This window comes from Streptomyces anatolicus, assembly GCF_019400875.1.
Classification (GTDB): domain Bacteria; phylum Actinomycetota; class Actinomycetes; order Streptomycetales; family Streptomycetaceae; genus Streptomyces; species Streptomyces anatolicus.
Genome location: NZ_WMBF01000044.1, coordinates 1 through 23,584 on the forward strand (window position 1 = coordinate 1; position 23,584 = coordinate 23,584).

Annotated in this window: 22 protein-coding genes; 1 reads left to right on the forward strand and 21 read right to left on the reverse strand. The window is 71.5% G+C overall.

Annotated elements, in window-relative coordinates:
* Positions 1-19: 19 nt before the first annotated feature.
* The 14 genes from GKQ77_RS07200 to pyrR all read right to left on the reverse strand — a co-directional run bounded on the left by GKQ77_RS07200 (position 20) and on the right by pyrR (position 16,703).
* On the reverse strand, positions 20-2,200 hold the full coding sequence (locus GKQ77_RS07200; RefSeq protein ID WP_219687875.1) for a primosomal protein N': 2,181 nt from the start codon (positions 2,198-2,200) through the stop codon (positions 20-22).
* A gap of 101 nt (positions 2,201-2,301) precedes the next feature.
* Positions 2,302-3,510, reverse strand: coding sequence for a methionine adenosyltransferase (metK, locus tag GKQ77_RS07205; RefSeq protein WP_219687876.1), 1,209 nt, complete (start codon positions 3,508-3,510; stop codon positions 2,302-2,304).
* Positions 3,511-3,885: 375 nt separating this feature from the next.
* Entirely contained in the window at positions 3,886-5,088 is a 1,203-nt protein-coding gene (gene coaBC, locus GKQ77_RS07210; RefSeq protein ID WP_219687877.1) for a bifunctional phosphopantothenoylcysteine decarboxylase/phosphopantothenate--cysteine ligase CoaBC, read from the reverse strand.
* A gap of 110 nt (positions 5,089-5,198) precedes the next feature.
* On the reverse strand, positions 5,199-5,471 hold the full coding sequence (gene rpoZ / locus GKQ77_RS07215; RefSeq protein WP_005319902.1) for a DNA-directed RNA polymerase subunit omega: 273 nt from the start codon (positions 5,469-5,471) through the stop codon (positions 5,199-5,201).
* A 52-nt stretch (positions 5,472-5,523) separates the two neighbouring features.
* A complete protein-coding gene (gmk, locus tag GKQ77_RS07220) occupies positions 5,524-6,117 on the reverse strand; it encodes a guanylate kinase (protein WP_219687878.1) in 594 nt (197 codons plus the stop codon).
* Positions 6,118-6,155: 38 nt separating this feature from the next.
* Complete coding sequence (locus tag GKQ77_RS07225; protein ID WP_005319887.1) at positions 6,156-6,479, reverse strand: integration host factor; 324 nt, start codon at positions 6,477-6,479, stop codon at positions 6,156-6,158.
* A 255-nt stretch (positions 6,480-6,734) separates the two neighbouring features.
* On the reverse strand, positions 6,735-7,580 hold the full coding sequence (pyrF, locus tag GKQ77_RS07230) for an orotidine-5'-phosphate decarboxylase (protein ID WP_219687879.1): 846 nt from the start codon (positions 7,578-7,580) through the stop codon (positions 6,735-6,737).
* Complete coding sequence (locus tag GKQ77_RS07235) at positions 7,577-8,683, reverse strand: quinone-dependent dihydroorotate dehydrogenase (RefSeq protein ID WP_219687880.1); 1,107 nt, start codon at positions 8,681-8,683, stop codon at positions 7,577-7,579. The genes pyrF and GKQ77_RS07235 overlap by 4 nt, the downstream gene beginning before the upstream one ends.
* 67 nt (positions 8,684-8,750) lie before the next feature.
* A complete protein-coding gene (carB, locus tag GKQ77_RS07240) occupies positions 8,751-12,059 on the reverse strand; it encodes a carbamoyl-phosphate synthase large subunit (RefSeq protein WP_219687881.1) in 3,309 nt (1,102 codons plus the stop codon).
* A complete protein-coding gene (gene carA / locus GKQ77_RS07245) occupies positions 12,052-13,203 on the reverse strand; it encodes a glutamine-hydrolyzing carbamoyl-phosphate synthase small subunit (RefSeq protein ID WP_219687882.1) in 1,152 nt (383 codons plus the stop codon). Before carA ends, carB begins: the two co-directional genes overlap by 8 nt.
* The gene (locus tag GKQ77_RS07250) at positions 13,200-13,769 is read right to left on the reverse strand and encodes a PH-like domain-containing protein (protein WP_219687883.1); all 570 of its coding nucleotides are present in this window, start codon (positions 13,767-13,769) and stop codon (positions 13,200-13,202) included. The genes carA and GKQ77_RS07250 overlap by 4 nt, the downstream gene beginning before the upstream one ends.
* Entirely contained in the window at positions 13,766-15,052 is a 1,287-nt protein-coding gene (locus GKQ77_RS07255; protein WP_219687884.1) for a dihydroorotase, read from the reverse strand. Before GKQ77_RS07255 ends, GKQ77_RS07250 begins: the two co-directional genes overlap by 4 nt.
* Positions 15,053-15,056: 4 nt before the next feature.
* On the reverse strand, positions 15,057-16,043 hold the full coding sequence (locus GKQ77_RS07260; protein WP_219687885.1) for an aspartate carbamoyltransferase catalytic subunit: 987 nt from the start codon (positions 16,041-16,043) through the stop codon (positions 15,057-15,059).
* A gap of 84 nt (positions 16,044-16,127) precedes the next feature.
* On the reverse strand, positions 16,128-16,703 hold the full coding sequence (gene pyrR, locus GKQ77_RS07265) for a bifunctional pyr operon transcriptional regulator/uracil phosphoribosyltransferase PyrR (protein WP_219687886.1): 576 nt from the start codon (positions 16,701-16,703) through the stop codon (positions 16,128-16,130).
* A 224-nt stretch (positions 16,704-16,927) separates the two neighbouring features.
* On the opposite strand from pyrR, the gene bldD reads away from it, so the two are divergent.
* Positions 16,928-17,428 (forward strand): transcriptional regulator BldD, encoded by a 501-nt coding sequence (gene bldD, locus GKQ77_RS07270; RefSeq protein ID WP_055698930.1) that lies wholly within the window; start codon positions 16,928-16,930, stop codon positions 17,426-17,428.
* Between the two features lie 213 nt (positions 17,429-17,641).
* Here the strand turns inward: bldD and nusB are convergent, their stop codons facing one another.
* From nusB to aroC, 7 genes are all read right to left on the reverse strand, one after another.
* Positions 17,642-18,076, reverse strand: a complete 435-nt coding sequence (nusB, locus tag GKQ77_RS07275) for a transcription antitermination factor NusB (protein WP_219687887.1) — start codon at positions 18,074-18,076, stop codon at positions 17,642-17,644.
* Between the two features lie 2 nt (positions 18,077-18,078).
* Positions 18,079-18,645 carry an elongation factor P gene (gene efp / locus GKQ77_RS07280; RefSeq protein WP_127909823.1) on the reverse strand — a complete coding sequence of 189 codons (567 nt, stop codon included), beginning with the start codon at positions 18,643-18,645 and terminating at the stop codon, positions 18,079-18,081.
* A gap of 57 nt (positions 18,646-18,702) precedes the next feature.
* The gene (locus GKQ77_RS07285) at positions 18,703-19,809 is read right to left on the reverse strand and encodes an aminopeptidase P family protein (RefSeq protein WP_219687888.1); all 1,107 of its coding nucleotides are present in this window, start codon (positions 19,807-19,809) and stop codon (positions 18,703-18,705) included.
* Positions 19,810-19,927: 118 nt separating this feature from the next.
* Positions 19,928-20,953 carry an AAA family ATPase gene (locus GKQ77_RS07290; RefSeq protein ID WP_219687889.1) on the reverse strand — a complete coding sequence of 342 codons (1,026 nt, stop codon included), beginning with the start codon at positions 20,951-20,953 and terminating at the stop codon, positions 19,928-19,930.
* A gap of 149 nt (positions 20,954-21,102) precedes the next feature.
* A complete protein-coding gene (gene aroB / locus GKQ77_RS07295; RefSeq protein ID WP_219687890.1) occupies positions 21,103-22,200 on the reverse strand; it encodes a 3-dehydroquinate synthase in 1,098 nt (365 codons plus the stop codon).
* Positions 22,197-22,679, reverse strand: a complete 483-nt coding sequence (locus GKQ77_RS07300) for a shikimate kinase (RefSeq protein ID WP_258020965.1) — start codon at positions 22,677-22,679, stop codon at positions 22,197-22,199. The genes aroB and GKQ77_RS07300 overlap by 4 nt, the downstream gene beginning before the upstream one ends.
* Positions 22,680-22,723: 44 nt before the next feature.
* Positions 22,724-23,584 (reverse strand): chorismate synthase (gene aroC, locus GKQ77_RS07305; protein ID WP_219687892.1); only part of this gene is annotated, 861 nt, incomplete at its 5' end.

Below are 23,584 nucleotides of genomic sequence, written 5' to 3' on the forward strand. Positions count from 1 at the left end.
CCCCCGGCCCGCCCCCGCCTCAGCCGATATCCAGCGGATCCACCCGGATCCGTACCGCCTCGGTGCCGCCCTCTCTGGCTCCCTTGGCGCCCCGGGCCATCCGCGCCGCCTGTGCCGTCTTCAGGGCCGCTGCCAGGGCGGCGCCGCTTCCCGGGGGAACCCGGATCAGCACCCGTTCCCACTGCTCGCCGACCGGCGCCGCACCGGGGCGGCGGGCAGGGCCGGGGCCCGCGTCCCGTACCGGCACGGGGCCCAACACCACCGCGTCCGGCGGCAGTTCGGCACCGGCGAGGAACCCCGCAAGCGCCTCCGGCGGACCGGAGACCGCCGCCATCCGCGACACCGGCGGAAATCCCAGCTCGGCCCGCTCCGACAGCTCCCGTACCGCGTGCCCCACGGGGTCCCACCGCACGAGCGCCTGGACGGGCCTCAGCGTCGGCTCGGCGACGACCACCACGGTGCCGCCCGCCCCCTGGGGACGTACGAGCGAGGACGCCGCCATCCACCGCCGCAGCGCGTCCTCCCCCGCCCGCAGGTCGGGCCGCCCGAGCATCGCCCAGCCGTCCAGGAGCAGCGCCGCCGCATAGCCGCCCTCGGCGACGGGCTCGGCGCCCGGCGTACTCACCACGAGCGCGGGCGCCCCCGGCACCGTGTCAAGCACCTGCTCACGCCCCGAGGTCCGCACCGGCACTGCCGGAAACGCCCGTCCCAGCTCCTCGGCGGTCCGCTTCGCCCCCACGACCTGAGCCCGCAGCCGGAAACCGCCGCAGGAGCCGCAGTGCCACTCGGCCTCCGCCACCCCGCACCACCCGCACCGCAGGGCCGCCCCGCCCTCCTGCGCCTCCAGCGGCCCGGCACACCGGCGGCAGCGCGCGGGCTCCCGGCACCGCTCGCACGCCAGCCGGGGCACATATCCGCGCCGGGGCACCTGCACCAGAACGGGCCCGTGCTTCAGCCCCTCCCGGACGACCTTCCAGGCGAGCGTCGGCAGCCGCGCGGCCCGCGCCGCCTCGTCCCGCGCCAGGTCCCCGTCGCCCACGGTCCGCACGAGCGGCGCCGCCCCCCGCACCTGCTCGCGGTCGGCGACGAGCGGCGCGGCCCAGCCGGTCTCGACGAGCTGCGCGGCCTCGACCGTGCAGCTCCAACTCCCCAGCAGGAAGCCGCACTTGTCCCGCGCGGCGCGCAGCTCCAGGACCTCCCGCACATGCGGGAAGGGAGCGTGGTCATCGCTGTGGTTGGGGTCCCCGTCGTCCCAGATGACGACGAGCCCCAGATCCCGTACGGGCGCGAACATGGCGGCCCGCGTCCCGACGACGGCCCGCACCGCCCCGCGCCGCACGGAAAGCCACTCCCGATAGCGCCGCTCCTGCCCGGCGTCCGCGGTCAGCAGCGCTTGCTGCCCCTCGCCGAGGAGCGCCGTGAGCGCGGCGTCCACGCGCGCGGCGGGCCGCCCGGTCGGCACCACGACGAGCGCCCCCCGCCCCGAGGCCAGCGTGGCCTGCACGGCGCGCGCGATCTCCTCGGCCCACTGCGGCCCCGGCAGCGCGGTCCACACCGCGCGGGGCGACCCGCCCGAGGCCAGCGCCCCGACGAAGTCGGCCCCGTGCCCATAGCGCCGCCAGGTGCCCGGGTCGGGCGCCGCCGGCGGGGCGGGAGGCGCGGACGCCGCCCGCGACTCGGCGCGCCCGTGCCGGGGCGGGATCGCCAGCTGCAGCACATCGGCGAGGCTGCCCGCATAGCGGTCGGCGACCGCACGGGCCAGCTCCAGCAGACCGGGGTCGAGCACCGGCTCCGGGGAGACGACCTGGGCCAGCGCGGCCAGCGGCCCGGTGTACTCGCTCTCGGCCCGCCGCTCAACGATGAACCCGTCGATGAGCCCACCGCCCTCACGCCGCCCCTCGCGCACGTTCCGCGACCCGGCGCCGAACCGCACCCGGACCCGCACCCCGGGCCTGGCGACCTCGTCCAGCTCCTCCGGGACCGCGTAGTCGAAGTACCGGTCGAGGTGCAGCACGCCCTTGTCGACGAGGACCCGCGCCACCGGCAGCTCCTTGGCCAGCGCGGCCCCCCGCCACGTCCGGGGCTTGGCCCGCGGCACCTTGGCCTTGCGCACACTGTCCCGGATCAGCGCGAGCTGCTCGGGCTCGGGCACCCCGCCCCCGGCACCCTCGCCCGCATCCGCCCCATTCTCCCTGCTCACAGCAGCATTCCTACCAGACCGCTCTGACACCGCCGCAAGCACGGCGAAGGCCCGGCACCCCGCGAGGGGTACCGGGCCTCAAGAGCCGGAGCGCCGGGGAACTACAGCCCCGCCGCCTTCCGCAGCGCCTCCACGCGGTCCGTGCGCTCCCACGTGAAGTCGGGGATCGCCCGGCCGAAGTGGCCGTACGCGGCGGTCTGCGAGTAGATCGGGCGGAGCAGGTCGAGGTCGCGGATGATCGCGGCCGGACGCAGGTCGAAGACCTCGCTGATGGCGGTCTCGATCTTGTCCGTGTCGACCGTGGCCGTACCGAAGGTCTCCACGAAGAGACCGACCGGCTCGGCCTTGCCGATGGCGTACGCCACCTGGACCTCGCAGCGGGCCGCGAGACCGGCCGCCACCACGTTCTTCGCGACCCAGCGCATCGCGTACGCCGCGGAGCGGTCGACCTTCGACGGGTCCTTGCCCGAGAAGGCACCGCCGCCGTGGCGGGCCATGCCGCCGTACGTGTCGATGATGATCTTGCGGCCGGTCAGACCGGCGTCGCCCATCGGGCCGCCGATCTCGAAGCGGCCGGTGGGGTTGACGAGGAGGCGGTAGCCCTCGGTGTCCAGCTTGATGCCGTCGTCGAGGAGCGCCTTCAGCTCGGCCTCGACCACGAACTCGCGGATGTCGGGGGCGAGCAGCGAGTCCAGGTCGATGTCGCTCGCGTGCTGCGAGGAGACCACGACCGTGTCGAGGCGGACGGCCTTGTCGCCGTCGTACTCGATGGTGACCTGGGTCTTGCCGTCGGGGCGCAGGTAGGGAATGGTCCCGTTCTTGCGCACCTCGGACAGGCGCCGCGAGAGGCGGTGCGCCAGGTGGATCGGGAGCGGCATCAGCTCGGGCGTCTCGTCGCAGGCGTAGCCGAACATCAGGCCCTGGTCGCCCGCGCCCTGCTTGTCCAGCTCGTCCTCATCGCCCTCGACGCGCTTCTCGTACGCCGTGTCGACGCCCTGCGCGATGTCGGGGGACTGCGAGCCGATGGACACCGACACGCCACAGGAGGCGCCGTCGAAGCCCTTCTTCGAGGAGTCGTAACCGATCTCGAGGATCTTGTCGCGCACGAGCTGCGCGATCGGCGCGTACGCCTTCGTCGTGACCTCGCCGGCCACGTGGACGAGGCCGGTGGTGATCAGCGTCTCCACGGCGACCCGGGACGTCGGGTCCTCCCGCAGAAGCGCGTCGAGAATGGTGTCGCTGATCTGGTCAGCGATCTTGTCGGGGTGACCCTCGGTCACAGACTCCGAGGTAAAGAGGCGCCGGGACACATCGCTCCCTGTGGTTGCAGCGGCTGCTGGCTGATCATTGGTGAACGGCCGGGAGCTGCGCCCGACGTCGTTCGAGACCAGTTTATCGGTCACACTCGCCCGCCGGACCACATGTCTCGCCACTTGGGAGCCCTGTGACCTGCGGCACTGCATTGTGCGGTACGACGATCAGTCTCCACCAGAGGGTCTCACGCCCCATTTCCACGGGTTTGAGGCCTCTGGTGGAACGAAAATGACATTGAGCACCGGCGATGGTGATCCGGTCAAGTAACGAGTCGCATTGTGGCCCAGTTCCGCCGAGAGGCGAAAGAAGGCAGAAGAAGCCGAAAGGCGCGCCGGCCGGAGCCGGAAGGGAACGCTCCGCCGACGCGTGCGTCAGGGAAGCCGCGCGGCGACCAGATCCCAGACCGTGTCGGCCAGCGCCTCCTTCGGGCCGTACGGCACCGGCGTCTCGCTGCCGTCCGCGCCGAGGACCACGGCCTCGTTCTCCTCGGAGCCGAAGGTCTTGCGCTCACCGACCTCGTTGACGACCAGCAGGTCGCAGCCCTTGCGGGCGAGCTTGGCCCGGCCGTTGGCGAGGACGTCGTCCGTCTCGGCGGCGAAGCCGACGACCACCTGGGCGGGGCGCGGCCTGTCCCCCGCGAGCTCGGCGAGGATGTCGGGGTTGCGGACCAGGGTGAGGGGCGCCGGTTCCTGGCCGTCCTTCTTCTTGATCTTCCCGGCCGCGTACGTCTCGGGGCGGAAGTCGGCCACCGCGGCCGCCATCACGACGGCGTCGGCGTCGGCCGCCGCCTTCAGGACGGCCTCGCGCAGCTGCACGGCGGTGCCGACCGGCACCACGTCGACGCCGGCCGGGTCGGGCAGCGCGGCGTTCGCCGCGACGAGCGTGACCCGGGCGCCCCGCGCCGCCGCGCTGCGGGCGAGCGCGTAGCCCTGCTTGCCGGAGGAGCGGTTGCCGAGGAAGCGGACCGGGTCGAGGGGTTCACGGGTGCCGCCCGCGCTGACCACCACATGGCGCCCCGCGAGGTCCCGCGCCAGGTCGCCGCGGGCGAGGACGCGGCGTACGACCTCGAACAGCTCGGCGGGCTCGGGGAAGCGGCCCTTGCCGGTGTCGACGCCGGTCAGCCGGCCGACGGCGGGCTCGATGACGAGGGCGCCGCGCCGCCGCAGGGTGGCGACGTTCTCCTGGGTGGCCGGGTGCTCCCACATCTCCGTGTGCATGGCCGGGGCGAAGACCACCGGACAGCGCGCGGTCAGGAGCGTATTGGTGAGCAGGTCGTCGGCGAGGCCGTGGGCCGCCTTGGCGAGCATGTCGGCGGTGGCGGGGGCGACGATCACGAGGTCGGCCTGCTGACCGATGCGGACGTGCGGCACCTCGTGGACGTCGGACCAGACCTCGGTCGAGACCGGGTGGCCGGAGAGCGCGGACCAAGTCGCGGCGCCGACGAAGTGCAGCGCCGACGCGGTCGGCACCACGCGCACGTCGTGGCCCGACTCGGTCAGCCGCCGCAGCAGCTCACACGCCTTGTAGGCGGCGATGCCACCGCTGACCCCCAGAACGACCTTGGGCTTGCTCACCCGTGCCTCCCCGCACTCGGATCTCCGCACCCGGAGACGTACGACTCCATGACACACCACAGGCCCGGCAGTCGCGCTGCCGGGCCTGTGGCGAAAGAACGGAACAACGCCTACTGGGCGGGGCCCTCGATGGCCTCGGACGTCAGCAGGCCCGCGTTGATCTCGCGGAGCGCGATCGAGAGCGGCTTCTCGTGGACGTGGGTGTCCACCAGGGGGCCGACGTACTCCAGGAGGCCCTCACCGAGCTGCGAGTAGTACGCGTTGATCTGGCGCGCGCGCTTGGCGGCGTAGATCACGAGGCTGTACTTCGAGTCGGTGGCTTCGAGCAGCTCATCAATCGGCGGGTTGATGATGCCCTCGGGCGCGGTGATGGAAGAGGACACTCTTCGCCTTCCGATGGGGTCAAGACCAGAAGGGTCAAGACAGGGGTAAAGATCAAAGAACTTTCATCAAGGCTAGCAGCTCGCGCGCCACGTCCTCGACGGAGGTGTTGACCAGGGTCGTGTCGAACTCGGCCTCGGCGGCCAGCTCGATCTTGGCGGCTGCCAGCCTGCGCTCGATCACCTCGGGTGCCTCGGTCCCCCGGCCGGTGAGCCGGCGGACCAGCTCGTCCCAGCTCGGCGGGGCGAGGAAGACCAGCTGCGCCTCGGGCATCGACTCGCGCACCAGACGGGCGCCCTGGAGATCGATCTCCAGGAGGACGGGCTCGCCCGCCTCCAGGCGCTCGATCACCGCGCGGCGCGGGGTGCCGTAGCGGTTGCCCGCGAACTCGGCCCACTCCAGCAGCTCGCCGTTGGCGATGAGCTTGTCCATCTCGTCGTCGGAGACGAAGAAGTACTGGACACCGTGCTTCTCACCGGGGCGCGGCTTGCGCGTGGTGGCCGAGACGGAGAGCCAGACGTCGGGGTGTTCTTTGCGCATATGGGCGACGACCGTGCTCTTGCCGACCCCGGAGGGGCCGGAGAGCACGGTCAGCCGCGGACGTACGTCCGGGGGTACGGGGGTCGTCCCCCGGGATGTTGCAGCCATGCAGCGATTATCCAGGTTCTCAGGAGTGCCTGAGAACGTCAGGCAGCGCCACCGCCGAACTCGCGCTCAAGAGACGCGATCTGGTTGGAGCCGAGACCGCGCACACGGCGGCTCTCGGAGATGCCAAGACGCTCCATGATCTGCTTGGCGCGGACCTTGCCCACGCCCGGCAGGGACTCCAGGAGGGCGGAGACCTTCATCTTGCCGATGACATCGTTCTCCTGGCCCTGCTTGATGACCTCGTGAAGCGAGGCACCGGAGTGCTTGAGTCGATTCTTGACCTCGGCCCGCTCCCGGCGAGCCGCGGCGGCCTTTTCGAGCGCGGCTGCGCGCTGTTCAGGGGTAAGGGGCGGAAGAGCCACGCCTACGTCACCTCGGATGTCGAACTGTCGGATACGGACCGGTGAGGAACCTAGTCGCCCCACACCTGGGGAGCAACGTGCAACGCGCTCGCCCGTTGACTCCCTCGGAGACTAGCGGCCATGGCCGCTGGAGTCAGCGAGAACAGACGAAAAGTCCTGGTCAGCCTCTGTCGAGCCGTACATATCGGGCAATTCGCCCGCCATTTTGGCTGGTGGACAGTCGGCGGGACCCGCGCGCGGGTCCCGCCGCCCCGTTCAGGCCGCTCCGGCGGCGGCCCGGATCTCGTCCGCGAAGCGCTCCGCGGCCTCCCGCAGGCCCGCGGCGTCGGGTCCGTACCGCAGGACGCCCCGGCTGACGCTCGGCACCACGTTGCGCACGGCCGCGCCGAAGACGCCCGGCAGATCGGCCGGGGTCGCGCCCTGCGCCCCGATGCCGGGGGCGAGCAGCGGGCCGTTGATGTCGAGGTCGTACGACGAGAGGTCGCCGAGCGTCGCGCCGACGACCGCGCCGAAGGAGCCGAGGGGTGCCTGTCCGGCGTTCTCGGCGGCGAGGTGGCCAAGGACGGTGGCCGCGACCGTACGGCCGTCCTCGCGCAGCGCGTGCTGCACCTCGGCGCCCTCGGGGTTGGAGGTGAGGGCGAGCACGAAGAGCCCGGCGCCGTTCTCGCGCGCGAGTTCCACGGCCGGCTGCAGCGAGCCGTATCCGAGGTAGGGCGAGACCGTGAGCGCGTCGCTGAACAGCGGCGAGTCCGTGTGCAGGAAGGTCTCGGCGTACGCGGCCATGGTCGAGCCGATGTCGCCGCGCTTGGCGTCCATGACGACCAGGGCACCGGCCTCGCGCAGCTCCGCGACGGCCTTCTCCAGTACGGCGATGCCCCGCGAGCCGAAGCGCTCGAAGAACGCGCTCTGCGGCTTGAAGACGGCGACGGTCCCGGCCAGCGCCTCGACGACGGTCCGGGTGAACCGCTCCAGGCCCGCGATGTCGTCGTTCAAGTCCCACGCGGACAGCAGCGAGGCGTGCGGGTCGATGCCGACGCAGAGCGGGCCGCGCTCGTCCATGGCGCGGCGCAGGCGCGTGCCGAACGGCTCAAGGGCAGTCATGCGGACTTCCTCACGTCGGCGCCGACGGCGTCGGCGAGGGTGGCGTACGGGCTCGTGCGCAGGCGTGCGGCGAGGCCCTTGTGGATCGCGCGGCCCCAGAACGGCCCTTCGTAGATGAAGGCGCTGTAGCCCTGCACCAGGGTGGCGCCCGCGAGGATGCGCTGCCAGGCGTCCTCGGCGTTCTCGATGCCGCCGACGCCCACGAGCGTGATGCGGTCGCCCACGCGCGCGTAGAGGCGGCGCAGGACCTCCAGGGAGCGCGCCTTGAGGGGCGCCCCGGAGAGCCCGCCGACCTCCTCGATCAGCAGGGGCGGGGAGGTCAGACCAAGGCTCTCGCGCGCGATGGTGGTGTTCGTGGCGATGATGCCGTCCAGGCCGAGTTCCACGGCGAGGTCCGCGACGGCGTCGATGTCCTCGTCCGCGAGGTCGGGAGCGATCTTCACCAGGAGCGGTACGCGACGGCCCTCGACGCTGCGGTCGGCGGCCTCGCGCACGGCGGTCAGCAGGGGCCGCAGCGACTCGGTGGCCTGGAGGTTGCGCAGACCCGGGGTGTTCGGGGACGAGACGTTGACGACCAGGTAGTCGGCGTGGCGGGCCAGGCGCTCGGTCGACTTCACGTAGTCGGCGGCGGCCTCCTCCTCGGGGACGGCCTTGGTCTTGCCGATGTTGACGCCCACGACGGTCTTGAAGACGGGCCTGCGGGAGGCCAGGCGCTCGGCGACGGCGGCCGAACCGTCGTTGTTGAAGCCCATGCGGTTGATCAGCGCGCGGTCCGGGACGAGGCGGAACAGCCGCTTCTTGGGGTTGCCGGGCTGCGGCTCCCCGGTGACGGTGCCGATCTCGATGTGGTCGAAGCCGAGCATCGACATGCCGTCGATCGCGACGGCGTTCTTGTCGAAGCCCGCGGCGAGCCCGAAGGGGCCGTGCATCCGCAGCCCGAAGGCCTCGGTGCGCAGCTCCTTGTGGCGGGGGGCGAGGGCGGCGGCGACGAAGGTGCGCAGGACCGGGACGCGGGCCGCGAGGCGGATCCAGCGGAAGGCCATGTGGTGGGCCTGCTCGGGGTCCATGCGCTGGAAGACGAGGTGGAAGAAGAGCTTGTACATGTTCGATGTCCTCAGAAAGGGCCTCACAAAGAGGGGGACACCGTTTCCGGTGTCCCCCTCAGGGCTGCTAGTCGCGGGCCGCGGTCAGGCGTTCCGCGTGTTCCTGGAGTGAGCGCACGCCCACGTCCCCGCGGCCCAGCGCGTCGATGCCCTGGACGGCGGCGGCGAGCGCCTGAACCGTCGTGAGGCACGGCACGGAGCGCGCCACGGCCGCCGTACGGATCTCGTAGCCGTCGAGGCGGCCGCCGGTGCCGTAGGGGGTGTTGACGATGAGGTCGACGCCGCCGTCGTGGATGAGCTGGACGATGGTCTTCTCGCCGTTCGGGCCCTCGCCCTCGGACTGCTTGCGCACGACGGTGGCGTTCAGGCCGTTGCGCTTGAGCACCTCGGCCGTGCCGGAGGTGGCGAACAACTCGAAGCCGTGCGCGACCAGTTCGCGCGCCGGGAAGATCATCGAGCGCTTGTCGCGGTTGGCGACGGAGATGAAGGCGCGGCCCTTGGTCGGCAGCGGACCGTAGGCGCCCGCCTGCGACTTGGCGTACGCGGTGCCGAACACCGAGTCGATGCCCATGACTTCACCGGTGGAGCGCATCTCCGGGCCGAGGACGGTGTCGACGCCGCGCCCGTGGATGTCGCGGAAGCGCGACCACGGCATGACGGCCTCCTTGACGGAGATCGGCGCGTCCATGGGCAGCGTGCCGCCGTCGCCGTGCTTGGGCAGCATGCCCTCCGCGCGCAGCTCGGCGACGGTCGCGCCCAGCGAGATCCGGGCGGCGGCCTTGGCCAGCGGCACCGCGGTCGCCTTCGAGGTGAAGGGGACCGTGCGCGAGGCGCGCGGGTTGGCCTCGAGGACGTACAGGATGTCGCCCGCCATCGCGAACTGGATGTTGATCAGGCCGCGGACGCCGACGCCCTTGGCGATGGCCTCCGTGGAGGCGCGCAGGCGCTTGATGTCGAAGCCGCCGAGGGTGATCGGGGGCAGCGCGCACGCCGAGTCGCCGGAGTGGATGCCGGCCTCCTCGATGTGCTCCATGACACCGCCGAGGTACAGCTCCTGGCCGTCGTAGAGCGCGTCGACGTCGATCTCGATCGCGTCGTCCAGGAAGCGGTCGACGAGGACCGGCCGCGAGGGGCTGATCTCGGTCGACTCCTCGATGTAAGAGGCGAGGCGGATCTCGTCGTACACGATCTCCATGCCGCGGCCGCCGAGCACGTACGACGGGCGTACGAGGACGGGGTAGCCGATCTCGTCGGCGATCGCCTTGGCCCCGGCGAAGGTGGTGGCGGTGCCGTGCTTCGGCGCGGGCAGCCCGGCCTCCGCGAGCACCTGGCCGAAGGCGCCGCGGTCCTCGGCGGCGTGGATGGCCTCGGGCGGGGTGCCGACGACAGGCACGCCGTTGTTCTTGAGCGCCTGTGCGAGGCCCAGCGGGGTCTGGCCGCCGAGCTGGACGATGACGCCCGCGATCGGGCCGGCCTGTGCCTCGGCGTGCACGATCTCCAGGACGTCCTCCAGGGTGAGCGGCTCGAAGTAGAGCCGGTCGGAGGTGTCGTAGTCCGTGGAGACGGTCTCGGGGTTGCAGTTGACCATGATGGTCTCGTAGCCCGCGTCGCTCAGCGCGAAGGAGGCGTGGACGCAGGAGTAGTCGAACTCGATGCCCTGGCCGATGCGGTTCGGGCCGGAGCCCAGGATGATCACCGCGGGCTTCTCGCGCTCGGCGACCTCGGACTCCTCGTCGTACGAGGAGTAGAAGTACGGCGTCTTCGCGGCGAACTCCGCGGCGCAGGTGTCGACCGTCTTGTAGACCGGGCGCACGCCGAGGGCCTGGCGCACCTCGCGGACGACGTCCTCGCGCAGACCGCGGATCTCGGCGATCTGGGCGTCGGAGAAGCCGTGCCGCTTGGCCTCGGCGAGCAGGTCGGCGTCGAGGCGCTCGGTGGCGGCCAGCTCGTCCGCGATCTCCTTGATCAGGAAGAGCTGGTCGACGAACCACGGGTCGATCTTCGTGGCGTCGAAGACCTCCTCGGGGGTCGCGCCCGCGCGGATGGCCTGCATGACGGAGTTGATGCGGCCGTCGGTGGGGCGCACGGCCTCTTCGAGGAGCTGCTTCTTGTCGCCGGGCTCGCCCACGAACGTGAACTGCGAGCCCTTCTTCTCCAGCGACCGCAGCGCCTTCTGCAGGGCCTCGGTGAAGTTGCGGCCGATGGCCATGGCCTCGCCGACCGACTTCATGGTGGTCGTCAGGGTCGAGTCCGCCGAGGGGAACTTCTCGAAGGCGAAGCGCGGGGCCTTGACGACCACGTAGTCGAGGGTCGGCTCGAAGGAAGCCGGCGTCTTCTCGGTGATGTCGTTGGGGATCTCGTCGAGCGTGTAGCCGACGGCCAGCTTGGCGGCGATCTTCGCGATCGGGAAGCCGGTGGCCTTGGAGGCGAGCGCGGAGGACCGCGAGACACGGGGGTTCATCTCGATGACGATGACCCGGCCGTCCTCGGGGTTGACCGCGAACTGGATGTTGCAGCCGCCGGTGTCGACGCCGACCTCGCGGATGATCGCGATGCCGACGTCGCGCAGGATCTGGTACTCGCGGTCGGTCAGCGTCATCGACGGGGCGACGGTGATCGAGTCGCCGGTGTGCACGCCCATCGGGTCGAAGTTCTCGATGGAGCAGACGACCACGACGTTGTCGTTCTTGTCGCGCATCAGCTCCAGCTCGTACTCCTTCCAGCCGAGGATGGACTCCTCAAGGAGCACCTCGGTGGTCGGCGAGAGGGTCAGGCCCTGCCCGGCGATGCGGCGCAGCTCCTCCTCGTCGTGCGCGAAGCCGGATCCGGCGCCGCCCATGGTGAAGGAGGGGCGCACGACGACGGGGTAGCCGCCCAGCTCCTCGACGCCCTTGAGGACGTCGTCCATGGAGTGGCAGATGTACGAGCGGGCGGACTCGCCGTGCCCGATCTTCTGCTTGACCTCTTCGACGACGCCCTTGAAGAGGTCGCGGTCCTCGCCCTTGTTGATCGCCTCGACGTTGGCTCCGATCAGTTCGACGCCGTACTTCTCCAGGACGCCCTGCTCGTGCATGGAGATCGCCGTGTTGAGGGCCGTCTGGCCGCCCAGCGTCGGAAGGAGCGCGTCGGGCCGCTCCTTGGCGATGATCTTCTCGACGAACTCCGGGGTGATCGGCTCGACGTACGTGGCGTCGGCGATCTCCGGGTCGGTCATGATCGTCGCCGGGTTGGAGTTGACGAGGATGACGCGCAGGCCCTCGGCCTTCAGGACGCGGCACGCCTGGGTGCCGGAGTAGTCGAACTCGGCGGCCTGGCCGATGACGATCGGGCCGGAGCCGATGACCAGGACGGACTGGATATCGGTGCGCTTAGGCACGCTGGGCTCCTTCTGCGGTCATCAGGGATACGAAGCGGTCGAAGAGGTACGCGGCGTCGTGCGGACCGGCGGCCGCCTCGGGGTGGTACTGGACGCTGAACGCGGGCTGGTCGAGGAGCTGCAGCCCCTCCACCACCTGGTCGTTGAGGCACACGTGGGAGACCTCGGCGCGCCCGTAGGGGGTGTCGGAGACCTTGTCGAGCGGCGCGTCGACGGCGAAGCCGTGGTTGTGCGCGGTGACCTCGACCTTGCCGGTGGTGCGGTCCTGCACCGGCTGGTTGATGCCGCGGTGGCCGTACTTCAGCTTGTAGGTGCCGAAGCCGAGGGCGCGGCCGAGGATCTGGTTGCCGAAGCAGATGCCGAAGAGCGGCGTCCTGCGCTTGAGGACGGCGCCCATCAGCGCGACCGGTCCTTCGGCGGTGGCCGGGTCGCCGGGGCCGTTGGAGAAGAAGACTCCGTCGGGGGCGACGGCGTACACGTCCTCCTCGGTGGCGGTCGCGGGCAGCACGTGCACCTCGATGCCGCGCTCGGCCATCCGGTGCGGGGTCATGCCCTTGATGCCGAGGTCGATGGCGGCGACGGTGAACTTCTTCTCGCCGACGGCCGGGACGACGTAGGCCTCCTTGGTGGCGACCTCCTCGTACAGGCTCGCGCCCTTCATGTGGGGCTGCGCCTGGACGCGGGCGACCAGTTCGGCGTCGGCGGCCAGCGCCTCGCCGGAGAAGATCCCGGAGCGCATGGAGCCGCTTTCGCGCAGGTGGCGGGTGAGGGCGCGGGTGTCGATCCCGGAGATGCCGACTACGCCCTGCGCGACCAGCTCCTCGTCGAGGGAACGCCGGGAACGCCAGTTGGAGGGGACGCGGGCGGGGTCGCGGACCACGTAGCCGGAGACCCAGATGCGGCCCGACTCGTCGTCCTCGTCGTTCCAGCCGGTGTTGCCGATCTGGGGGGCGGTGGCGACCACGATCTGGCGGTCGTACGAGGGGTCGGTCAGCGTCTCCTGGTAGCCGGTCATGCCGGTGGAGAACACCGCTTCGCCGAAGGTTTCCCCCACGGCCCCGTAGGCACGGCCGCGGAAGATGCGGCCGTCCTCCAGGACGAGTACGGCGGGAGCCTTGTCGGCTCCCCGGGTGGAGGTCGTCATCGTGCGGTGCCTTCCGTCGTAGCGGTATTGATCATGGTGGTGATGGTCTCGACCCACTCGGCCTGCTCGGCCGCGTGGTCCGAGCGGAAGCCGGAGTCGATCAGCTTCTCGCCGTGTTCCCACGTGACGATCAGCAGGCCGCCCTCGGCGAGGACCTTCCCGGCGATGCCCTTGTCGAGGCGGGCCCCGCGCAGCTGGGCCACCGGGACGAAGAAGTCGGCGGCCCCGGGGCGCACGACGTCGAGTCCCGCGTCGGTGAGCGTCAGCTCCACCCGGCTGCGGGTGCCCAGGCCGTGCGCCACGATGCGGTCGAGCCACTGCCCCGCCGTGGTGGAGCCGTGGTAGCGGCCGCTCAGCTCAAGTCTCACCGGACCGGGCTCATCCGGCGCGGCAGGCAGCTCGGGCAGGTCGCCCTGGAGGGTGCCGCGCCACTTCCAGCCCTCGCGCATCAGCCAGTAGACGAGCGCGATGAAGAGCAGCAGTCCCACGACCCAGCCGAGCCGTGCGGCCCAGTCGGTCACGTCCGCCGATTCCTTCTCGGCGGCCAGTTGCACAAGAGATGTCACGCGAGCTTCCCGTCGACGAGCGTGGCCCGACCCCTGAGCCACGTGTGCGTGACGCGGCCCGGCAGCTCACGGCCCTCATAGGGAGTGTTGCGGCTGCGCGAGGCGAAGCTCGCGGGGTCCACTTCCCCACGGTAATCGGCGTCGACGAGGACGAGGTTGGCGGGCTCACCTGCCGAGACGGGTCGGCCGTGCCCGGTGGCCCCGCCGATCAGGGCGGGCTTGAAGGACATCCGGTCGGCGACCGCTTCCCAGGTCAGCAGCCCGGTCTCGACCATCGTCTGCTGGACGACCGAGAGAGCGGTCTCCAGGCCGACCATGCCCATGGCGGCCGCGGCCCACTCGCAGTCCTTGTCCTCGTGCGGGTGCGGTGCGTGGTCGGTGGCGACGATGTCGATCGTGCCGTCGGCGAGGGCCTCGCGCAGCGCCATGACGTCGCGCTCGGTGCGCAGCGGCGGGTTGACCTTGTAGACGGGGTTGTAGGAGCGCACCAGCTCGTCGGTGAGGAGCAGGTGGTGCGGGGTGACCTCGGCGGTCACGTCGATGCCGCGCGACTTGGCCCAGCGCACGATCTCCACGGACCCGGCGGTCGACAGGTGGCAGATGTGGACGCGGGACCCGACGTGCTCGGCGAGCAGCACGTCCCTGGCGATGATGGACTCCTCGGCGACGGCGGGCCAGCCGCCGAGGCCCAGTTCGGCGGAGACGACGCCCTCGTTCATCTGGGCGCCCTCGGTGAGCCGCGGCTCCTGGGCGTGCTGGGCGACGACGCCGCCGAAGGCCTTCACGTACTCCAGGGCGCGGCGCATCATGACCGCGTCGTCGACGCACTTGCCGTCGTCGGAGAAGACGGTGACCCCGGCGGCGGACTCGTGCATGGCGCCGAGCTCGGCGAGCTTCTTCCCCTCGAGGCCGACGGTGACGGCGCCGATGGGCTGTACGTCGCAGTAGCCGGACTCCTTGCCGAGGCGGTAGACCTGCTCGACGACGCCGGCGGTGTCGGCGACGGGGAAGGTGTTGGCCATGGCGAACACGGCGGTGTAGCCACCGGAGGCGGCGGCGCGGGTGCCGGTGAGGACGGTCTCGGAGTCCTCGCGGCCGGGCTCGCGCAGGTGGGTGTGGAGGTCGACGAGGCCCGGCAGGAGGACCTTGCCCCCGGCCTCGACGACGGTCGCGCCCTGGGCGGAGAGCCCCGTGCCCACGGCCTCGATGGTCTCGCCGTCGATGAGGACGTCCCGCGCCTCGCCGCCGAGCACCTTGGCACCACGGATCAGGATCTTGCTCATGGTTTTACTTCTCCTCGGAACCGGTGGGGCGGGTGTGCGTGACGGCGGGCTCGTTGCCGCCCAGGAGCAGGTAGAGGACGGCCATGCGGATGGAGACGCCGTTGGCGACCTGTTCGACGACCGTGCAGCGGTCGGAGTCGGCGACCCCGGCGGTGATCTCCATGCCGCGGACCATGGGGCCGGGGTGCATGACGATGGCGTGCTCGGGCATCTTCGCCATGCGCTCACCGTCCAGGCCGTAGCGGCGCGAGTACTCGCGCTCGGTGGGGAAGAACGCGGCGTTCATCCGCTCGCGCTGCACCCTCAGCATCATCACGGCGTCGGACTTCGACAGCACGCCGTCCAGGTCGTACGAGACCTCGCAGGGCCACCGCTCGACGCCGACCGGCACCAGCGTGGGCGGCGCGACCAGGGTGACCTCGGCGCCGAGGGTGTGCAGCAGGTCCACGTTCGAGCGGGCCACGCGGCTGTGCAGGACGTCACCGACGATGGTGATGCGCTTGCCCGCCAGGTCCTGGCCGAGGCCCGCGTCCGGCCCGATCAGGCGGCGGCGCATGGTGAAGGCGTCGAGCAGCGCCTGGGTGGGGTGCTGGTGGGTGCCGTCGCCGGCGTTGATGACGGCGGCGTCGATCCAGCCGGAGGTGGCGAGGCGGTAGGGCGCGCCGGAGGCGCCGTGCCGGACGACGACGGCGTCGACGCCCATCGCCTCCAGCGTCTGGGCGGTGTCCTTGAGGGATTCGCCCTTGGAGACCGAGGAGCCCTTGGCGGCGAAGTTGATGACATCGGCGGAGAGGCGCTTCTCGGCGGCCTCGAAGGAGATCCGGGTCCGGGTCGAGTCCTCGAAGAAGAGGTTGACCACGGTGCGGCCGCGCAGGGCGGGCAGCTTCTTGATCGGCCGGTCGGCCACCCGCGCCATCTCCTCGGCCGTGTCGAGGATGAGGACGGCGTCGTCGCGGGAGAGGTCGGCGGCCGAGATGAGGTGTCGCATCATCGGGGGTACTCCGGTGTGTGGAGGTCTGCGGGCGCGCGGAGGCGCAGGGCCGTGCCCTGGAGCCCGTGGGGGAGGAAGCCGGTCCTACGCGGAAGCGGGCTTGGCGCCGAGCAGCACGGCGTCGCGGCCGTCCTCCTCGGTGAGCTGGACCTTGACCGTCTCCCGCAGCGACGTGGGGAGGTTCTTGCCGACGTAGTCGGCGCGGATGGGCAGTTCGCGGTGGCCTCGGTCGACGAGCACGGCGAGCTGCACCGCGCGCGGGCGCCCGATGTCGTTCAGCGCGTCGAGGGCGGCCCGGATGGTGCGGCCGGAGAAGAGCACGTCGTCGACGAGGACGACCAGGCGGCCGTCGATGCCGTCACCGGGGATCTCGGTGCGGGCCAGCGCACGCGGCGGGTGCATGCGCAGGTCGTCGCGGTACATGGTGATGTCGAGGGAGCCGACCGGGATCTTGCGGCCGGTGATCTCCTGGAGCTTCTCGGCGAGCCGGCGGGCGAGGAAGACGCCGCGGGTGGGAATGCCGAGGAGGACCACGTCGTCGGCGCCCTTGGCGCGCTCGACGATCTCGTGGGCGATGCGGGTCAGCACCCGCGCGATGTCGGGCCCTTCGAGTACGGGGCGCGCTACGGCGGAGGAGTCTTTGGTGTCCTGCGTGTCCATATGAAACGGACCTCCTTCTCCGCCTCACGGGACGGACATTAAAGGACGTCGGAATTGCGCCAGCCAGACTACCAGTACTGATGACCGAACACTTCATCAGCCTCCACCGAAGGGGCGGTACGGACCATTCGGCTTGACGCAGGCAAGTAACGCTGCGTAACCTCACAGTGAGTTACCAGCCACGCGGCGGAGCCGCATGATTGTCGCAGCGTCCGGGGAGCTATATGTCCAGCGAATACGCCAAGCAGCTCGGGGCCAAGCTCCGCGCGATCCGCACCCAGCAGGGCCTTTCCCTCCACGGCGTCGAGGAGAAGTCCCAGGGACGCTGGAAGGCAGTCGTCGTGGGGTCGTACGAGCGCGGTGACCGTGCCGTGACCGTGCAGCGCCTCGCCGAGCTCGCGGACTTCTACGGCGTCCCCGTGCAGGAGCTTCTTCCTGGTACGGCTCCTGGTGGCGCCGCCGAGCCGCCGCCGAAGCTCGTCCTTGACCTGGAGCGCCTGGCCCACGTGCCGGCCGAGAAGGCGGGCCCCCTGCAGCGGTATGCCGCCACGATCCAGTCGCAGCGCGGTGACTACAACGGCAAGGTGCTCTCGATCCGCCAGGACGACCTGCGCACCCTCGCCGTCATCTATGACCAGTCCCCCTCGGTCCTGACCGAGCAGCTCATCAGCTGGGGCGTTCTGGACGCGGACGCGCGCCGCGCCGTCGCCCACGAAGAGGTCTGACCCCGCCGGACACTTCAGCAGAAACGTGCCGCCGCCGGTGGCCGCAGCCGAAAAGCTGTGGCCACCGGCGGCGGTTTTTCACATTCCCCTCGCAATTACCCCGTGCAAAAGCCGGTGCCGGGAAACGGCGGGAAACGGCGGGAAGCAGCCGGGAAAACCGACAGGGCCCGCAGCGGATTGCTGCGGGCCCTGTCGGGTGACGTGGAAGACGCCTTACTCCTCGTCCCGCCGCAGGGACGGCTTCAGGTCCTTGAAGCGTCCGAGCAGGCCGTTGACGAAGGACGGCGACTCGTCCGTGGAGAACTCCTTGGCGAGCTGGACCGCCTCGTCGAGGACGACCGCGTCGGGTGTCCCGTCGACCCAGACCAGTTCGTAGGCGCCGAGCCGCAGGATGTTCCGGTCGACGACCGGCATGCGGTCCAGGGTCCATCCGACGGCGTACTGCGAGATGAGTTCGTCGATGCGGCGCACATGCTGCGCGTACCCCTCGACGAGCTCCATCGTGTACTCGCTCACCGGCGGCTGCCGGGTGTCGGACCGCGAGTGGCGCACCCAGTCGGCGAGGACCGTCAGGACGTCCGTTCCGCGCTGGTCCGCCTCGAAGAGGATCTGGAAGGCGCGCTTGCGGGCCGTGTTACGAGCAGCCACGGTTAGCTGTTCACCCGGCCGAGGTAGTCGCTGGTGCGGGTGTCGACCTTGATCTTCTCGCCGGTGGTGATGAAGAGCGGCACCTGGATCTGGTGGCCGGTCTCCAGCGTGGCGGGCTTGGTGCCACCGGTGGAGCGGTCGCCCTGGACGCCCGGCTCGGTCTCCTGGATGACCAGCTCGACGGCGGCGGGCAGCTCGACGAAGAGCACCGCGCCCTCGTGCTGCGCGACTGTGGCGGTGAAGCCCTCGATCAGGAAGTTGGCGGCGTCGCCGACGGCCTTCTTGTCGACGTGCAGCTGGTCGTAGGTCTCCATGTCCATGAAGACGAAGTATTCGCCGTCCATGTAGGAGAACTGCATGTCGCGCTTGTCAATCGTGGCCGTCTCGACCTTGACACCGGCGTTGAACGTCTTGTCGACGACCTTGCCGGAGAGCACGTTCTTGAGCTTGGTGCGCACGAAGGCCGGGCCCTTGCCGGGCTTGACGTGCTGGAACTCGACGACGGACCAGAGCTGGCCGCCTTCGAGCTTGAGCACCAGGCCGTTCTTGAGGTCGTTCGTGGAAGCCACGGTTGCGGAATCTCCTGCACTGACTGACTGGTGGACGACCCCGGGCGGGCACGCGCGCTAGAGCGCGAGCAGTTCCTTGGTCGTGATGGTGAGTAGCTCGGGTCCGCCGTCCGCCTCGGGGCGCACGACGAGCGTGTCATCGATCCGGACACCACCCCGGCCAGGGAGGTGAACCCCCGGTTCGACGGTGACCGGCACGCAAGCGTCCAGTTTACCCATGGCCGAGGGCGCCAGCTGCGGGTCCTCGTCGATTTCGAGCCCCACACCGTGTCCGGTCAGCGGAGGGAGGTCATCCGCATGGCCCGCCAGGTCCAGTACGTGGCGTGCCGCGCGGTCCACGTCACGGCAGGCCGCACCGGGGAGAAGGGCCTCCCTGCCGGCCCGCTGAGCGGCGAAGACGAGGTCGTACAGCTCGATCTGCCAGTCCGCGGGGGACGTCCCGATGACGAACGTACGCCCGATCTCGCAGCGGTATCCGCGGTAACTCGCCCCGAGGCATACGGAGAGGAAGTCGCCCTCCTCCACCCGGCGGTCCGAGGGCCGGTGGGTGCCCTTGCCGGAGTTCGGGCCGGTGCCGACAGAGGTGGGGAAGGCGGGGCCGTCCGCGCCGTGGTCCACGAGCCGCCGCTCCAGCTCCAGGGCGAGATGCCGTTCGGTGCGCCCGACGAGGATGGATTCGAGCAGTTCGCCCAGCGCCTGGTCGGTGATCTCCGCGGCGATCCGCAGACAGGAGATCTCCTCCTCGTCCTTGACGTACCGCAGCTGCTCCACCGCCCCGCCGAGGTCCACGAGCCGCAGCCCCGGGGCGACCGAGCCGAGCGCCCGGTGCCGGGCGACCGTCAGATGGTGCTCCTCCACGGCCAGCGTCCCCGCTCCCTGGGCGGCGGCGAGCCTGGCTCCCGCGACGGCCGGATCGGCGCCGGGCGCGGGCAGCAGCCGCATCCGCAGCGCCTCGTCGGGCCGCCCCTCGCCGGGCTGCTCCCCGGGCGGGCGCCCGCACAGCAGGACGTCCTCGTCCTCACCCACCAGGAGCGCGGCACCCTCGGGCGCCACCCCGGCGAGATAGCGGACATTGGCGGGCCGGGAGACCAGCGCCACCGCACCGCCCCCGGCGGCACACCGCTCCCTCACCCGCTCCCTGCGGACCGCGTACACCTCTGACATGGGGCGAGCCTACGAGCGCCGCCCCGTCCCGGCCCGGCCAGCGCGTCCGACCGGGCGGTGGGCCGTGGGCACGGAGCTTCGGAAGACCCTCAGCACGCAGTACGGACGGGCCCCGGCACTACCACTGCGGCGGGCTCGCGATGGCTCGGGCCAGGACGTCGTCCAGGACGCGGGCCGTGGCGGGGACGTCCAGCTGGGAGTTGTCGATGATGGGCAGGCCCGAGCCGTACCACCCGGCCATGCGGCCGTGGATGCGGGCGACTTCCTCGTCGGTCAGGCGGCGGTTGCCGCTGCGCAGGGCGTTGCGCTCCAGGACGATCTCGAGGCCGGGCAGGAGCACGACGGGGAGCAGGCCGGGGCCGACATGCCGCTTCCAGCCGCCGAGGCCCACCACCGGGCGGTCGGGGAAGACGGCGTCGTCGAGGATGCACGATATGCCGTTCGCCAGGAAGTTCCGCGCGGCGAAGCCGCAGGTGCGGCGGGCCAGGCGGTACTGCGCCTCGGAGTGGTCGTTCCACCCGGACTGGGGGTCGGCGAAGCCCGAGCGCACCCATTCGCGTACATCATCGAGGCTGATGTGGGCCGTCGGCACGCGGCGGTGCTCGGCCCAGAACTTGGCGACGCTGGTCTTGCCCGCGCCCGCGGGGCCGATGAGCAGCACGGCGAGCGTCGTCGCGCCGGTGTCGGCCTGGGCCGTGCCCTGCGGGGGGCTCGGCATGGCGACGGGGCCGCCGGGCGGGAGCTGGATGTGCCCTGTGGTGTCCGGGTTCGGAGGGACCGGGCCGGGCCCGAGCTGAAGGGTCGCGGGGCCCTGGCTCCTCGGGTGCGGGGGCTGGCCCGGGGCCTGCGGCGCGGGTCCGGGGGCCTGCGGCGCGGGTCCGGGGGCCTGCGGCGCCGGTCCGGGGGCCGGCGGCACCTGCCCCGGCGCGTGCGGCGCGGGGCCGCCCGCGAAGCCCGGCGCGGGCGGCTGCGGGCCTCCCTGCGGGGCGGCGCCCGGAGGGAGAGAGCCCGGCGGGGCGGCGCTCGGTGGGACAGCGCCCTGCGGGGCGGCGCTCGGGTGATGTGCGGCCGGGGACCAGCCGGTGGCCGGTCCGTGCCCCGGCTGAGGGGGCGGCGGCAGCGGAGACCCCACTGCGTGCTGCATCCGGTGCCACTCCGTCTCGTGCGACTGACGCTGGTCGGGCGGCGGCCGGGCCGCCCGTTACCGAACGGTACCGTCCCCGGCCGCCGTTGTGTGAACGGCCGGGGAGGCCGTGAGGTGCCCGTGGCCCGTAAGAAGGCCACCAAAGCGCGCTACTGGCCGACTTCGCCGTACGCGGCGAGCAGCACCGCCGGGTCGGGCCCCTCCAGGACGGTCGGCTTGCCGAGGCCGTCCAGGACGATGAAGCGCAGCAGGTCACCGCGGGACTTCTTGTCGACCTTCATGGTCTCCAGGAGCTTGGGCCACTGGTCGTAGCGGTACGTCAGCGGCAGCCCGACCGACTCCAGGACCGTGCGGTGACGGTCGGCGGTGGCGTCGTCCAACCGGCCCGCCAGACGGCCGAGTTCGGCCGCGAAGTGCATGCCTACGGAGACCGCGGCGCCGTGCCGCCACTTGTAGCGTTCGTTCTTCTCGATGGCGTGCGCGAGGGTGTGCCCGTAGTTCAGGATCTCCCGCAGGCCCGCCTCCTTGAGGTCTCCGGAGACGACCTCCGCCTTGACCTTGATGGAGCGCTCCAAAAGCTCGGCGGTGTGCGGCCCCGCGGGCGTGCGCGCCGCCTGCGGGTCGGCCTCGATCAGCTCCAGGATCACCGGGTCGGCGATGAACCCGGCCTTGATGATCTCCGCGAGCCCGGAGACGTAGTCGTTCACCGGGAGCGAGTCGAGCGCCGCCAGGTCGCAGAGGACCCCGGCCGGCGGGTGGAAGGCGCCGACGAGGTTCTTGCCCTCGGCGGTGTTGATGCCGGTCTTGCCGCCGACCGCCGCGTCCACCATGCCGAGCACCGTGGTCGGTACGGCGACCCACCGCACCCCGCGCAGCCACGTCGCCGCCACGAACCCGGCGAGGTCGGTGGTGGAGCCGCCGCCGACGCCGACGATGACGTCGCTGCGCGTGAAGCCGGACTGGCCGAGGGCCTTCCAGCAGTACGCCGCGACCTCCGCCGTCTTGGCCTCCTCGGCGTTCGGCACCTGGATGGCGACGGCCTCGTACCCCTGGTCGGCGAGGTCCTGGCGGAGCGCGTCGCCGGTCTCGGCGAGCGCCTCGGGGTGGATCACGGCGACCCGCTTGGCCTGGTCGCCGATGAGGCCGGGCAGCTCGCCGAGGAGCTGCCGACCGACCAGGACCTCGTACGGATCCGTACCGGCGGTGCCGCCGACGTGGATACGGGTGGGGCTCTGCTCCGTCGTCATGCTTCCTTCAACTCCAGTGCGTCGAGGACCGCCTTGGCGACCTCTTCGGGGATACGGCCGTCGGTGGCGACGACCGCGCGGGCGACTTCGGCGTACAGATGGCGGCGGGCGTCCATCAGCTCGCGCCACTGCTTGCGCGGGTTGACGGCGAGCAGCGGGCGCGCCTGGTTGAGGCCGGTGCGCTTGACGGCCTCCTCGACATCCATCGAGAGGTAGACCACGGGGTGCGCGCTGAGCAGGGCGCGCGTCGACTCGTCGAGGACCGCTCCCCCGCCGAGCGCGAGGACGCCGTCGTGCTCCTCGACGGCGGCGCGCACGGCCCGCCGCTCCAGGTCACGGAAGTACGGCTCGCCCTCGTCGACGAAGATGTCCGCGATCTCGCGGCCCTGTGCGGCGACGATGTCGGCGTCGGTGTCCCGGAAGGCGACGCCGAGCCGGTCGGCGAGCAGCTTGCCGACCGTCGTCTTGCCCACGCCCATGGGGCCGATCAGGACGATCCGCGGCCCGCCCCGGTGGGACCCGCTCACCGGATCTGGAGGTTGTCGAGGTACGACTGCACGTTGCGCCGGGTCTCGGGCACGCTGTCGCCGCCGAACTTCTCGGCGACGGCGTCGGCGAGGACGAGCGCGACCATGGCCTCGGCGACGATGCCCGCGGCCGGGACGGCACAGACGTCGGAGCGCTGGTGGTGGGCCTTGGCGGCCTCACCGGTGGCCACGTCGATGGTGGCGAGCGCGCGCGGCACGGTCGCGATGGGCTTCATCGCGGCGCGTACGCGCAGCAGTTCACCGGTGGTCAGACCGCCCTCGGTGCCGCCGGAGCGGCCGGAGGTGCGCTTGATGCCGTCCTCGGTGGTGACGATCTCGTCGTGCGCCTTGGAGCCGGGCACGCGCGCGAGGTCGAAGCCGTCGCCGACCTCGACGCCCTTGATGGCCTGGATGCCCATGAGCGCGGCGGCGAGCCGCGCGTCGAGGCGGCGGTCCCAGTGCACGTGCGAGCCGAGGCCGACGGGGACTCCGTAGGCAAGCACCTCGACGACGCCGCCGAGGGTGTCGCCGTCCTTGTGGGCCTGGTCGATCTCGGCGACCATCGCCTTCGACGCGTCGGCGTCCAGGCAGCGCACCGGGTCGGCGTCGAGCTTCCCGACGTCCGCGGGGGTCGGGTAGACGCCGTAGGGGGCCTTGGCGCCCGCCAGCTCCGTCACATGGCTGACGATCTCGATCCCGGCCGTCTCCTTGAGGTACGAGCGGGCGACCGCGCCGAGCGCGACCCGGGCCGCGGTCTCACGGGCGGAGGCGCGCTCCAGGATCGGCCGGGCCTCGTCGAAGCCGTACTTCTGCATGCCCGCGAGGTCGGCATGGCCGGGGCGGGGGCGGGTCAGCGG

Coding starts and splice junctions, on each gene's coding strand:
- pyrF (WP_219687879.1), bottom strand. CDS start 7,580: ATGACTGCCCTTGAGCCGTTCGGCACGCGCCTGCGCCGCGCCATGGAC.
- GKQ77_RS07285 (WP_219687888.1), bottom strand. CDS start 19,809: ATGTCAGAGGTGTACGCGGTCCGCAGGGAGCGGGTGAGGGAGCGGTGT.
- carA (WP_219687882.1), bottom strand. CDS start 13,203: ATGACGACCTCCACCCGGGGAGCCGACAAGGCTCCCGCCGTACTCGTC.
- GKQ77_RS07235 (WP_219687880.1), bottom strand. CDS start 8,683: ATGTACAAGCTCTTCTTCCACCTCGTCTTCCAGCGCATGGACCCCGAG.
- GKQ77_RS07255 (WP_219687884.1), bottom strand. CDS start 15,052: ATGAGCAAGATCCTGATCCGTGGTGCCAAGGTGCTCGGCGGCGAGGCG.
- bldD (WP_055698930.1), top strand. CDS start 16,928: ATGTCCAGCGAATACGCCAAGCAGCTCGGGGCCAAGCTCCGCGCGATC.
- gmk (WP_219687878.1), bottom strand. CDS start 6,117: ATGGCTGCAACATCCCGGGGGACGACCCCCGTACCCCCGGACGTACGT.
- GKQ77_RS07300 (WP_258020965.1), bottom strand. CDS start 22,679: ATGGGCGTGGGCAAGACGACGGTCGGCAAGCTGCTCGCCGACCGGCTC.
- GKQ77_RS07290 (WP_219687889.1), bottom strand. CDS start 20,953: ATGCAGCACGCAGTGGGGTCTCCGCTGCCGCCGCCCCCTCAGCCGGGG.
- pyrR (WP_219687886.1), bottom strand. CDS start 16,703: ATGGACACGCAGGACACCAAAGACTCCTCCGCCGTAGCGCGCCCCGTA.
- aroB (WP_219687890.1), bottom strand. CDS start 22,200: ATGACGACGGAGCAGAGCCCCACCCGTATCCACGTCGGCGGCACCGCC.
- GKQ77_RS07260 (WP_219687885.1), bottom strand. CDS start 16,043: ATGATGCGACACCTCATCTCGGCCGCCGACCTCTCCCGCGACGACGCC.